Source organism: Streptomyces sp. NPDC012474, assembly GCF_042955185.1.
GTDB classification, from domain to species: domain Bacteria; phylum Actinomycetota; class Actinomycetes; order Streptomycetales; family Streptomycetaceae; genus Streptomyces; species Streptomyces cahuitamycinicus.
Genome location: NZ_JBIBEP010000019.1, coordinates 1 through 12,472, shown reverse-complemented (window position 1 = coordinate 12,472; position 12,472 = coordinate 1). Strand labels below are relative to the sequence as shown.

The 12,472-nt window shown below is 68.6% G+C and carries 11 protein-coding genes and 2 pseudogenes (1 of these 13 cut by a window edge); 12 read left to right on the top strand and 1 reads right to left on the bottom strand.

Going from position 1 to position 12,472, the window contains the following annotated elements; translation table 11 throughout:
• The 12 genes and pseudogenes from ACFY9S_RS32085 to ACFY9S_RS32030 form a co-directional block, all read left to right on the top strand.
• Positions 1 to 229: pseudogene (locus ACFY9S_RS32085) on the top strand (hypothetical protein) (its annotated part extends 41 nt beyond the left edge of the window); the annotation flags it as partial.
• Between the two features lie 278 nt (positions 230 to 507).
• Entirely contained in the window at positions 508 to 2,298 is a 1,791-nt protein-coding gene (locus ACFY9S_RS32080) for a TraM recognition domain-containing protein (RefSeq protein WP_391135372.1), read from the top strand.
• A complete protein-coding gene (locus tag ACFY9S_RS32075) occupies positions 2,295 to 3,566 on the top strand; it encodes a DNA cytosine methyltransferase (RefSeq protein WP_391135369.1) in 1,272 nt (423 codons plus the stop codon). The genes ACFY9S_RS32080 and ACFY9S_RS32075 overlap by 4 nt, the downstream gene beginning before the upstream one ends.
• Positions 3,566 to 4,684, top strand: coding sequence for a DnaB-like helicase N-terminal domain-containing protein (locus ACFY9S_RS32070; RefSeq protein ID WP_391135366.1), 1,119 nt, complete (start codon positions 3,566 to 3,568; stop codon positions 4,682 to 4,684). The genes ACFY9S_RS32075 and ACFY9S_RS32070 overlap by 1 nt, the downstream gene beginning before the upstream one ends.
• Before the next feature lie 401 nt (positions 4,685 to 5,085).
• Positions 5,086 to 5,544: a hypothetical protein gene (locus ACFY9S_RS32065; RefSeq protein WP_391135363.1), complete on the top strand. Its 459-nt coding sequence runs from the start codon at positions 5,086 to 5,088 to the stop codon at positions 5,542 to 5,544.
• Positions 5,545 to 5,798: 254 nt separating this feature from the next.
• A complete protein-coding gene (locus ACFY9S_RS32060; RefSeq protein WP_391135360.1) occupies positions 5,799 to 6,368 on the top strand; it encodes a hypothetical protein in 570 nt (189 codons plus the stop codon).
• Positions 6,369 to 6,679: 311 nt separating this feature from the next.
• Positions 6,680 to 7,174: a Pycsar system effector family protein gene (locus tag ACFY9S_RS32055; RefSeq protein ID WP_362238460.1), complete on the top strand. Its 495-nt coding sequence runs from the start codon at positions 6,680 to 6,682 to the stop codon at positions 7,172 to 7,174.
• On the top strand, positions 7,171 to 7,899 hold the full coding sequence (locus ACFY9S_RS32050) for a cyclic nucleotide-binding domain-containing protein (protein WP_391135357.1): 729 nt from the start codon (positions 7,171 to 7,173) through the stop codon (positions 7,897 to 7,899). Before ACFY9S_RS32055 ends, ACFY9S_RS32050 begins: the two co-directional genes overlap by 4 nt.
• Before the next feature lie 117 nt (positions 7,900 to 8,016).
• Positions 8,017 to 8,808, top strand: a complete 792-nt coding sequence (locus tag ACFY9S_RS32045) for a hypothetical protein (protein WP_391135354.1) — start codon at positions 8,017 to 8,019, stop codon at positions 8,806 to 8,808.
• Positions 8,805 to 10,853, top strand: coding sequence for a hypothetical protein (locus ACFY9S_RS32040; protein WP_391135351.1), 2,049 nt, complete (start codon positions 8,805 to 8,807; stop codon positions 10,851 to 10,853). Before ACFY9S_RS32045 ends, ACFY9S_RS32040 begins: the two co-directional genes overlap by 4 nt.
• Positions 10,850 to 11,638: a hypothetical protein gene (locus ACFY9S_RS32035; RefSeq protein WP_391135348.1), complete on the top strand. Its 789-nt coding sequence runs from the start codon at positions 10,850 to 10,852 to the stop codon at positions 11,636 to 11,638. Before ACFY9S_RS32040 ends, ACFY9S_RS32035 begins: the two co-directional genes overlap by 4 nt.
• The gene (locus ACFY9S_RS32030; RefSeq protein WP_362238446.1) at positions 11,635 to 11,829 is read left to right on the top strand and encodes a hypothetical protein; all 195 of its coding nucleotides are present in this window, start codon (positions 11,635 to 11,637) and stop codon (positions 11,827 to 11,829) included. The genes ACFY9S_RS32035 and ACFY9S_RS32030 overlap by 4 nt, the downstream gene beginning before the upstream one ends.
• A 427-nt stretch (positions 11,830 to 12,256) precedes the next feature.
• On the opposite strand, the pseudogene ACFY9S_RS32025 reads toward ACFY9S_RS32030, so the two are convergent.
• A pseudogene (locus ACFY9S_RS32025) lies at positions 12,257 to 12,472 on the bottom strand (IS701 family transposase); the annotation flags it as partial.

Genomic DNA, 12,472 nt, shown 5'->3' with positions numbered 1-12,472 from the left:
ACCCCGCCCCCCCCCCCCCCCCCCCCCCGCCCCCCCCCGCTCCCGCGCGTTGCGACCCGTCCGGCGCGCGCCGGCCGGCGGGCTGCCCCCCGTCGGGCCCCCCCCCGGCCTTGCTTCCCCCGACAAGACGGCGTACGTCGAGCGGCTGGGAACACCGGTTGACCCGGAAGCCTGGTTCGCCACGGTCACCCTCGGCATGCACCAGAAGGTGTGGCAGGCCCGCTTCGGTGCGCACACTCCGCCACACCTTGTCGCCGCGCTCACCGCCGCGCTCGGCGATCTGAAGCCCCTGCGCCGTACCGACAGCGGGCGCAGTCTGCCGACCCTCGACCCAAACGTCGTCATCCGCCGGACGACCGACGTGCTCGCCGTGTACCTCGCCGGCGCGCTGGAAGACCGCGTTCACTCCCTCGCTGCCCGGCACACCACTACGCCGAGGGCCTCCAGCGCCACCCAGGCACGGCCGCAGCCGCTAACCCTCCCTCCCCGCCCGGAAGCACATAGCCCTTGCCCCCTTCCTCCTCCAGCAGCAACACCGACGGATACGACCTCGTCCTGCGCCTCCTCCTCGGGGTGCTCGCCGTCGTCGTCCCCCTGTCCCACCTGGCCTGGCTGTCCGGCAACATCACCGCCTACCTCACCGGCACCAGCTGGGCCCCCTACCAGCCGACCAACGCCCTGCTCCACCCCGAGCAGGTCTGGCCCGACGCAGGAGAAACGTCCCTGCTGATCGGTGCCCGCATCGTCCCCGTTCTCCTGCTCCTCGCTCTCGGGGCAGGGGCTGGCGTCCTGTGGGCCCGGCACAAGAACCGAAGCGGCGGCCGGAAGAAGATCAACGACATGGCCAAGGCCCGGGACATTGAGCCGCTGATGGCCAAAGCGATCACCGACAAAGCCCGCTCCCTGCGCCCCAGCCTGAAGGACAGCAAGCACATCGACGCGAAGGACACCGGCATCCTTCTCGGCAACCTGCAGGGCAGCCGCCACGAAGTACGGATGGGGTTCGAGGACGTCGCCGTCGCGATCATGGCGCCCCGGTCCGGCAAGACCACCTCGCTCGCCATCCCGTCCATGCTCGGCGCACCCGGCCCGGTCCTGCTGACGTCGAACAAGGCCGCCGGCGACGCCTTCACCACCGCCTACGAGGCGAGGGCCCGGATGGGGGCGGTGTGGACCATGGATCCACAGCAGATCGCGCATGCCGCCCGCGAGATGTGGTGGAACCCTCTCGCCAGCGCGACCACCTTGGACGGGGCGAACCGGCTCGCCGGACACTTCCTCGCCGCCTCGGTGGACGCCTCGCAGCAGGGCGACTTCTGGTCGAAGGCCGGCAGCAACATCCTGTCCCAGCTGCTCCTGGCCGCGGCGCTCGACGAGCGGCCCATCACCGACATCATGCAGTGGCTCGCCTTCCCCGCCGACCGCACTCCGCTGGACATCCTGCGCGACCACGACTTCGCCGCCGTCGCCGCTCAGCTCAAGGGCACCGTCGAGGGACCGCCCGAGACTCGAGACGGTATCTACGAGACCGCCCGGCAGTACGCCTCCGCGCTCTTGAACGCGGAAATCGCCGCGTGGGTGACGCCGCAGAAGGACGTCCCGGAATTCCGGCCGGAGCAGTTCGTCACGTCCACCGACACACTGTTCCTGCTCAGCAAGGACGGCGGCGGCGGAGCCTCGGCGCTGATCGCCGCGTGCGCGGACTCGGTGATGCGGGCCGCGACCGCGCAGGCCGAACGTGCCGGCGGGCGCCTGGATCCGCCCATGCTGGCGATCCTCGACGAGGCCGCCAACGTGTGCAAGATCAGCGACTTGCCAGACCTGTACTCCCACCTCGGCAGCCGCGGGATCATCCCGATCACGATCCTGCAGTCTTACCGCCAGGGCCAGAAGGTCTGGGGAGACGCGGGCATGGACGCCATGTGGTCCGCCTCGACTGTCAAGGTGATCGGCAGCGGTATTGACGACCCGGACTTCGCGGACAAGCTCAGCCGCCTGATCGGTGACCACGACGTGGAGACCACGTCCACCTCGCACTCAGAGTCCGGAAAGAGCACGTCGGTGTCGATGCGGCAGGAGCGGATCTTGCCCGCCGACGCGATCCGCGCCCTGCCCAAGGGAACCGCGCTCTGCTTCGCCACCGGCATGCGCGCCGCCATGCTCGACCTCCGGCCGTGGTACCGGGAGCCCGGCGCGGAGGAGCTGTCCGCGGCGTCCGCCCGCGCGTCGCAGGCGATCACCGCTCGCGCCGTGGCGAAGCACGCGCCGACACAGTCCGACTTGGGGCTGGCCACGTGATACTCGACCTCTTCGCGGGGCCGGGCGGCTGGAGCAGGGCGCTGCACGTCCTCGGCGTGCGCGACATCGGGCTGGAATGGGACGAGTGGGCGTGCAAGACCCGGGCTGCGACTGGGCAGTTGACGATCCGCACCGACGTGGCCATGTATCCGACCTGGCCCTTCATCGGCCGCACCCGCGGAATGATCGTTTCCCCTCCGTGCCAGGCGTGGAGCATGGCCGGCAAACGCCTCGGCCTGCTCGACCAGCCTCTGGTGCACGCGGCGGTAGAGGACCTGGCCGCCGGACGCGACACCCGCGAACGCCTCCTCGCCGCATGCCGCGACGAGCGCTCCCTGCTCGCAGCCGAGCCGATGCGCTATCTGTACGCCCTGAACACGGTCGGCGAGCCCGACTGGGTCGCCATGGAGGAAGTGCCGCACGTCCTGCCCTTGTGGAAGCAGTACGCGGCCGTCCTGCGCGGGTGGGGGTTCTCCGTCTGGTACGGGATCCTCAACGCGGCCGACTTCGGCGTCCCGCAGACCAGGAAACGGGCGATACTCCTGGCCTCCCGCGTACGCACGGCGCAGCCGCCCGCGCCCACGCACTCCCAACTCGCCGAGCCCGAATCGCTGTTCGGTCCGGGCCGCGCCCGCTGGGTCAGCATGGCCGAAGCTCTGGGATGGGGCGCGACCGACCGGCCCGTCCCCACCGGCTGCGCGGGCGGCGGACCCGGCGGTGGCCCCGAACCGTTCCCGTCGGGCTCTCGCAAGACCCTGTCCGACGCCCGCGAGCGCGGCACCTGGATGCCCCGGCCGGACGGGGTGGCCCTGCGGTCCCGCCGCGAAGGCGCCGGATGGGCGGCCCGGCACGGCACCCGCGAGAACCGGGCCGCCGACGCTCCGACGCCGACGTTCACCGCCGAGGCCCACCGCTGGTCCTGGTCCCTACGCAGCAACAACCAGGCAAACGCCACCGTCCGTCCACTGTCCGAGCCGGCTGGCACGCTGTTCTTCGGGCACCGCGCGAACGAGTGCACTTGGATCGCCGAGCCCGCCTCACCGCCGACCACGGATGTCGACGCACCGGCGGTTCCCGAGCCGACCCGGATCACCGCCCGCGAGGCAGGCATCCTGCAGACCTTCCCCGCCGACTATCCCTGGGCCGGCAACAAGGGCCAGCAGTTCTCCCAGATCGGCAACGCCGTGCCCCCGCTGCTCGCCGGCCACCTCCTCGCCCCACACCTCGGCGTCACCCTCGACCCCGACGACTTCACCCTCGCCGCCTGATGCCCCACGCCCCCGCGCCCGACGAAGACGACCTCGACGCCATCGCACCGCCCCAGCCGGTGTTCCACGTGGAGCAGGCCCTCCTCGGCGCCCTCCTCCTCGATCCGCACCGTCTCAGCAACGTGACCGGCATCGCCGCCGACTCGTTCTCCACCGCCGCGCACGCCGCCTTGTACGCCGCGATCACCACCCTGCCGCCGCCCGACCCCGCCGAGCACGCGAGGAACACCAAGTGGCTCGACCGCGTGCTCGCCACAGGCCGGGAGCAGGCGCGCGGACTCACCGCCTCCTACCTGCACACCCTCGTCCAGGTCTGCCCCTGGCCCAGCCACGCCCCCGCCTACGCCCGGATGGTCGAGGCGGAGCATGCCCGCCGCCGCCTGCTGACGGCCGCCGAACGCCTCGTCCACACCGTCCACGACGTCTCCCTCCCGCACCCCGTCCAGACGGTTCTCGCCGAGGCCGATGCGCTCGCCGCGGTCGTGGACGACATCGCCAACCGCTTCCCGCCGCGCGCAGGCGTGCTGCCCCGCACCACGGCACCGCCGCCGCCCGCCGCGCCCGACCCCGCAGAGGCCGTCGAGGAGGAGCAGATGCTGCTCGCCACCGCAACGGCCTACCCCTCCGACATCGAAGCCGTCCGGTGGCTGCTCCCCGACGACCTCACCCTGCCGCTGCACGCCGGCCTGTGGCAGTGCCTGACCGGCCTTGCCCGCCGCCACGAGCCCGTCGACCCCGTCACCGTCCTGTGGGACGCCCAGCAGCGCGGCCTGCTGGACGACGGCATTGAACCAGGCGAGGTCCTCCGCATGCTGGCCGAACCGGCCGGATCCGTCGAGCACTGGGGCGAGCGCGCCCTGCAGCGCTCCCTCCTGGCCACGGCCGAGCAAACCGGCCGACGCATCGAGGCATACGTCGGCGACCCGGCGAACACCCCCTTCCAACTCGTCGTCGGCGCCCGCCGAGCCCTCGCCGACATCGCCGCCGCCCGCACCCGCTGGCAGCACGCCACCGGAGCCACCCCGCCACAGCAGCGGCGACCGGCGCCCACCACCCGCGCCGGCCCGCCGACCACCACGGTCGCGCACGCCGCCCGGTCCACACGAGCACCCCGATAGCCCCCCGCGTACACCGGTGGCCGGACCCCAAGGCCCGGGCACGGCAGAAGAGACGAGACCCCCACGTGACTCCCGCCATCGACGCCCACGTCCGCCTCGACACCCACCCCACTCACCCGAGCGCCGTGACCGCCCTCCTGACCGGCAGTCAGGCCCGCGTCGCTGCCGACTGGAGCGTCGCCGCCGACAACATCCTGGTCCCTGGCCCGCATCGATCACGAGGAGTCTCAATGACTGAGTCAAGCCACCTGCATGGTCTATCGCAGAGCGCCGAAGCCCAGGTCTTGCCTGTGCAGCTACCGCCGCCTCGCCGTGCAAAGGCTGGTTCCGCAGTGATTTCGCGGCCGAAGATCGACGATGATAGAGCCCCTCGCACCAGACGACGACATGGGGTGGGTGATGTGGCCAGCCTGATCAGGCGCCAGGGGTATCCGGTGAATGTGGACTACAATGGATGGGCCTTGCAGGACTTCGACGACACGCAGGTTCCTGTGTTGTTCCCTGAGGGTTCCGAGAGCGGCACTTTCCTCGCCGCTCACCCTGGGCGCCTTGATTTCTACAGTGCCGGGCACACCCACACCGCGTCCCTGACGGTGGAGATCTGGGACGGGGAACCTGCAGTGCCGGCCGGAGAGTGGGACGAGGCAGCTCTGGCCGGCATCGTTTGTTCTTCGGGCAAGTCGCGCGCCAGAGGGATGGCTGCGGGACCGATGCCAGAGGTGATCGAGTTGTCGGACGGGCCGGGCGTCTGGACGGTGCGAGTGGTGTGCGCCGGTCGTGAGGCGGCAGCTGCGCAGACCCAGCACGGTGTGGTGCACGGAGTCGAGCGCTACATCGCACAGTTCTGGCGGAACGCGTAGTAACGGGGGCGGCTCGCATCTCCCGAGCCGCCCCCGCACTGATCAAGGGCGCCTACGAGGTGATCTCGACCAGGCTCGCAAATACGACCTTCGTAGAACATCTAGGAAATCCTGCCGCCAGGCGCGGTTCTTAGAAGATCTACGTTGCCGACGTTCCGGCGCTCCATCGGATTCCCGCACGTCATGATCGGGCACCATGGCCTCGCCGCACTCAGACCTGGCCGCTTCCCGGTCGGCACTGGCACAATCGCCCTATGTCCGAGACCTGGGTCGTCGCCGACGACGGCCGTGACGACGGTAGCGTGCCGCTCCCACTCTCCTCGCCGCCCATCGACTGCTATGTCCTGGACGATGTCACTGAGGACGACTTCCCGGACATCATCTGTGAACGCCCCTGCACCGACCCGGACTGTGAGTGCGACGGTTGCTCCGACGAGCGGTATCGCGTGCGGGACGCGTTCATTGGGAGCAGTCAGCCCCTACTCGCGGAGAGCGTTGCCTTCGACCACCTCGGGGCATCGATGTTCTGGGCTCAGCTCGCCCTCTTCGAGCACCCTGACGACACCAGCCGGCTCTTCTACGGCATCGACTTGTCGTACAACATCATGTACAGCCACGAGGGCTCCCGGAGTTTCTGGGCCTACGGCGACAACCGCGCGACGGCGGCGGAACTGTACGAATCCCTCGTTCGCTCCCCCGCCATCGCGAACTTCCTGGGCTGGGACGAGAGCGACGTGCCAGGCGCCCCGCTGAGGTTGGCCGGACGCTACACAACACGCGACAGCTCCGGTTCAGGGCCTGCCCTGCGGGTCGTGCGGTCCTAACTCGCACGGAACGGTGAACGGCGAGCCACTGCCGGATCCGGCTTAGCGGGGTCGGAACCCCCACCTTCCGAACTGGTCGGGTTGCCGCCCTGCCCTTGTGCTGTCAAGTCTTGGCGCCTCCGGAGGGTGGACAGCCTGAGCCGGATCCAGCTCGAAGTCGCGCGCCAGGACCTGGCTTCGCACTCCGCTCCGGCAAATGCTCATTCTCGGCCATAGAGCGACAAGCAGGTTTTCCGCCCCCTTGCTGTGCTCAGACTTCAGCCCGAGGACCGGCGGATGAACGCCCGGTCGGCAGCTAGGGGGACGGCTGAATGGCGGATGAGCCGACTGAGACCGCGTGGCGTATTCAAGCAGCTGTTGCAGATTGGACGGCCAAGGCTGATGCGAAGGCGTCGTTCGCCCTGACGATGCAGTCCACGGCGTTGGCTGTCTTGGGGCTGCTTGCGACTTCCAAGCGAGCGGTAGGTGATCTCGACTCCCCTGTGCCACGGCTGTTGTTGTGGGTCGGGGTCCTGCTCATGGTGGCCGGAGTCAGCTGCGCGGCTTGGGCGATCTCACCCAACCTCCGTAAGGAGCGACGGGGGCCAGAGATGAGCGACGACTTCCTGTACTTCGGGCACGTCCGGCACCTGGACCCGGCAGTGCTGGAAGCGGCGCTGCGGGACAAAGATCCCCTGCCGTCGCTGTCCCGGCAAGTGGTGGTGATGAGCGAGATCGCCTGGAACAAGCACCGCCGGGTGCAGTGGTCGCTGATATTGGCGGTCGCGGGCTGCGCCGCCTTCGGCCTGGCGACCGTGGTCGCATGACGCACCGGGAGGGCACTGTGATGAACTTCCGCTCCCTGGTATCCGCCGACGTATGGCGTGACTTGATCGACCGAGGACGGCGGCGGACCTATCCGTCCAACGCCGTGCTCCTCGCCCAGGGCGAGTCGCCCGACTGCGTGATCGCACTGGTCGACGGTCTGGTGAAGGTCGCGCAGAGCAATGAATGCGGCGACGAGTTGACTCTGATGCTGCGTGGGCCGGGCGAAGTCCTGGGGGAAATGGGCGCCTTGCTCGGCCGCCCCCGCTCGGCCACCGTCAGGGCGGCACGCCGGTGTACCGGAGTCGTACTGCCCGCTCATGCCTTCCGTGGCTACGTGGAACGCCACCGTCTGGAGACGGTCATCTACCAACTGACCGTCGAACGGCTCAACAGCCACGAACGCTTACGGGCTGACCTGGTTCACCTGCCTACCCTCGCCCGTGTGGCCCGGGTGGTAAGTCACCTCGCGGACGAAGTCGGCCACTCCCAGGGGACGACCGGCACGCTGGTAGAACTGGGCATGCCCCGTGCAGAGCTCGCCACGATGGCGGCGATGCGACGCTCGTCCGCACTTGCAGCCCTGGGCGAGCTTCAGGCCGCCGGCATCCTCGCACTCGGCCGTCGGCGCCTAATCATCACAGATGTGGACCGTCTCAGAGCGGTCGCCCGGGGCGAGGAGCCGCCCGGCGGCAAGAGCCGCAAGGATGCCACCCCCGCGATGTGACTCACCGCACCCCCGTACCGTCCAACGCTGGACTATTGCGTTTTCGGCTCTCCACGAGGGTGGCGTTCGCCGCGATTTGCGCGGCGACACACACGTCACGTGAGAGAGGAGCGGCACATGTTGCCGTCCTGGGAGCCGTTGTGGCCCTACCGGGCCGTCCTGGCCGTGGACGCCCGGAACTTCAGTGCGCTGGACAGCAAGAGCATGCAGCGGGTGAACGTCGATATCCCGCCCCTGCTGGCGCAGGCGCTCAGCGCCAGCAACGTCAGTGCTCACTGGGAGCGACGGATGTTCGGCCAGCACACCGGCGACGGATACGTCGCCGGCATGGACCCGGAAGTTCTGCCCGCACTGGTGGGCTGCTTCCCCGACGCACTGCGCAACGCTCTCTCGCGCCGCCGCGCCGAGGCACCAGGAGATGTGCTCCTGCAGCTGAGGGTCAGCATCCACGTCGGCCCGCTGCCGCACAGCGGGCTCGGCAGGCCGATGGTGCACACCCACCGGCTGCTGGACGATGACACACTCCGGGCGGTACTGAACCGCGCGAACCCGGAAATCACCAACACCGCAGTGATCATTTCGCAGCGGGTGTACGAAGACGTCTTCGACAGCGGATGCCTCAACGGTGACGCCCTGTCCGCCCAGTTCGTCCGGCACCTGGTGAAGGTGAAGAAGTTCCGGCAGCCGGCGTTCGTCCACATCCCCGGCTTCGACTGGGCCCTCGCGGATCCTGACATCTTCGAGCCGGTCGATGCCGCGGAACCGGTCGCGGACCAGCCTGAGGCCTCGGCGTCCGCACCGCCGCCCCTGGCAGCTGCCTCTGCGCCGGGAACCGTGAACTTCACCCACCACGGCACCGACGGCGTCCAGGCCTACAACCACTTCGGCGCGGGACGGGGGCAGCAATGACCGACCACGCGACGGAACCGCAGGCCGGCATCGGGCCCACCGCGCCGCCCAGGCCCGCCGAGCCCCACGAGCCTGCACAAGCGCCGCTCCAGCCGCAGGACGGCAATCCGAGCGGGCAGCCACAGCCCGGCCCGGTGAACTTCAGTCACTACGGGGAACAGGGCATTCAAGCCTACAACCTGCACCTGAACGGCGAGCAGGTCATCCCCGTCCCCATCACCGAGACCGACCCGGCCTACAAGGCGAGCCAGGAGGGCCGGTTTGTTCCACCGCGGACCGCGGAACCCTGGGCAGCCGCCTCCAAGCACTTGGACGAATACGGCATCGTCGTCTTGTGCGCACCACCAGGCACCGGCCGCCGCACGGCCGCCGTACGCCTACTGCGCACCGTGACAAGCAGTCCTCTGGCCCTGTTCGAACTCGACCCGGAGTGGTCCAAACCGTCGGTGCAGCCACTGCCGAAAGACAGTGCGGCCGGATACGTCCTCGATCTCTCCGATCTCCCCGAGGAACCCGAGGAACAACTGGGCAGTGACTTCGTCCGTCACGGGGAAGACCTCCGCAAGAAGGGCTCCTTCCTCGTCATCCTGGCCACCCCCGCAGACTGGTTCGGCCACTGGGCCGAACCCACATTGCCGTTCACTGTCCGCCTGGAATCACCCGACGCGAAGGCACTCGTGACGGCGGAACTCACCGCCCACCACCGAGGCGAGCGTGTGACATGGCTGAACGAAACCGCCTTCACAGGCATCTGGGAGGCCAATCCATCCGCGCGCGCGGCGTGGCGCCTGGCCGGCAAACTCATCCAGGCAACCGATGCCGAGCAGATCCAGGCAATCATCACCGAGTTCGGCGACTGGCACACGGACGTCGAAAGGCTCCTTCGCAAAGACCGGACAAATCAGAGCGACACGCAACTGCTGTCCATCCGGGTCACCGTCTGGGCCGGTGCTCTGCTGCACGGAGGGCAGCGCAGTTCCGTCATCAGGGCAGCCGACGACCTCCTGACCCGACTGGGGCTTGCCCGCACCCCGGCCAACGTCCTGACGGACGCCACGACCACAAGTCGGTTGACTGCCGCGGAAATCACCAGCAACGGGAATCTGGCCTTCCACGACGCGAAGAAGGACGGCCTGCCCTCGGCCATCCTGCGCCACCTGTGGGATGAGTTCCCCACCCAGCACGAGTTGCTTCGCTCCTGGGCCACCGGCATTGCCGCGGACCGGATCATTCCGGAAGAAGATGCCCGCCTGGTCACCGAGGCCCTGCTGCGCCTTGCGGTGGACCGCCACGAGCGGACCATCCTTGACGGCCTGGCCGACGACCTCGTCGGCGCCCGACGCTGGCTGGCCGTGGAGGCACTGACCGAAGCCGCCGACGACGCCGAACTCGGCCGCTACGTCAGGGACCGTCTGCGTACGTGGATGGATGCCAGGAACCCGTCCGAAGCCAAAGTCGAGCTCGTCATCGAGATCTGCGGCGGCACCTGGGGCATTGAGCATCCGGCGCTCGCCCTGACGCGGCTGGGCAAGGCCGCAGGCCGCGCCGACTACGGCTCCGTCACCTTGGCCAACGCCTTTCGCGAGTTGACGGTGCACAGGCCGGCGGAGGTACACAAGGCCCTCGGTCAATGGCTCAGCGATATGGAACGCCGCCAGGGGGATGCGAACCTGCGCCGTCAGACCCTCGGTGCCTTCCTGGCCCTCATCTCCAGCGGTGAGGGAACAGGCCTGATCCTGGACACGAACAGCCCCGAGACCCGACTGCACATCGTCCACGCATGGCAGAAGCTGCTGCTCACCGATGACGCCGTGGACGTGGCCCTCTTGCAACTGAAGCATTGGCACCAGCGTTTCGAGGACGACCCCGAGCGCAGGGAACGCCTGCTGGACGTGCTCGCCGACATCTTCACCCCACCGAGCCTGCGCCCCCGTCTGGACCGCCTCATGGTGACGGAGGAAGCGGCCATTCATCCGTTCTGGACGGAGGTCCTGGTACAGGCAGCCACCCGCTACCAGGCGTCCAAGGAGGAATCGTCTCCTTGAGCCAAGGACCCGCCCCCTGGTGGAACAGGCGGCGCTGTCGGATCCGGTCGCAGTGGCCAACCTCTCTGCCCGGCATCCGCTTCTCCGCCCGCGGAACCCTCACCTACCAGGCCCCCGCCCACACCAGAGCCAACGGCACCGCCTCCGCCCGAGCCGCAGCACGACTTGCCCTGGACAAACTCGGACGCGGCATCACTCAAGATCACCGTCCCGAACAGCTTGATGCTGCACAGGAAAACGTCACCCTCGCGGCTGCCCACTGGCACACCACCAAGGACACCCCGGGACTCTGGCTGAAAGCACGCATCACGCTCATGCTCACCGAGCAGGACGCAGCCCGCGCACAGAGGTTCCAGGACGCCCTGCGTGACGTGACACTTCAGCTCGAACAGGAGCAGGAACGTCGCAACCTGTTCCGACACGCAGTCTTCGACACCCCGGACACCACACGGATGTGGTGGCTCGAACGCCACCTGGACCAGCTGGACACCCTCGACTGGAACGCCTTCACCGAGAAGATCCTCCCGTTGGTCGGCGCAGCGGACGACATCCAGTCCAAAGCCGAACGCATCGCCCGAACCGTCCTGTACGTCTGGGAGAAACTGGGCCGCGACCCCGGACAGCACGCACGTTTCACCACCACTGTGCGCACCGTCGCAGAACAGATGGGATGGACCGATGCCCCCTGGCCTGCATCGGACGACCCGGCCACCACCGACTCACCTGACAGCGGTGGCGACAGGGGCACGCCCGGCCCCCTCGCCGGGACGAACGCAGAGCGATGAAGCTGACTGCCCTGCGCTGGCTGCTCGACCCGGCAACCAGCCTCCTGGCCCTGCGGTTACGTGCTCAAGAACCACGCCGCATGTCCTACGACGCGGCCTGGCGGCTCGCACGGGTGACACGGCATCCCGACGAAATGGTGTACCGGCACCACGGACACCTTGCCGAGGATCCCGGCGACGAAATGCAGTGACCAATCAGTATGACGATCTTCAGAAGCTACCCTCCAAAACTAGGCAACGGGGGAGGCAGAACAACCGCGTGAGGACCAGCACTTCGGTTGCACCGTCAACCTCGCCGCGCGTCGGGACTTCGAGTCCACTGGACCGCTCCACGAGCGACTCACACCTCAGGCCTCAATGTTTACAAGCTCCTGGTGCCCCGGGCAGCGTGCAGGCCTCGGGCTGCGTCCGGTAGAAACGACGCATGTTGTGGAAGCGGACACGGTTGGCTGCCCTGACGGTGATCGGTGCGGGGCTGCTCGGCGGAGTGCTGGCTCTTGTTTTCACCCCGCTCACTAGTAGGACTCCGTTAGGTTGCTCTGGCTCTTGAGTTTGGGCTGGTGGTGGATGCTCTGGGCAGGGGGCGGTGGCAGGTGGCGCAGGTGCCGGTCCAGCAGTTCAGCAGGTCTTGGATGGTGTCGAGGATCTGGTAGAGGGTGAGTCCGCTGTATCGGCTTTTGGGGCCAGGCGCTGTTCGGTGAGGAATGCGTGGGCGGCGGTGACCAGGGTGACGTGGTGATGCCAGCCGGTCCAGGAGCGGCCCTCGAAGTGGTCCAGGCCGAGGCCGTGTTTGAGTTCGCGGTAGTCGTGCTCGATGCGCCAGCGGATCTTGGC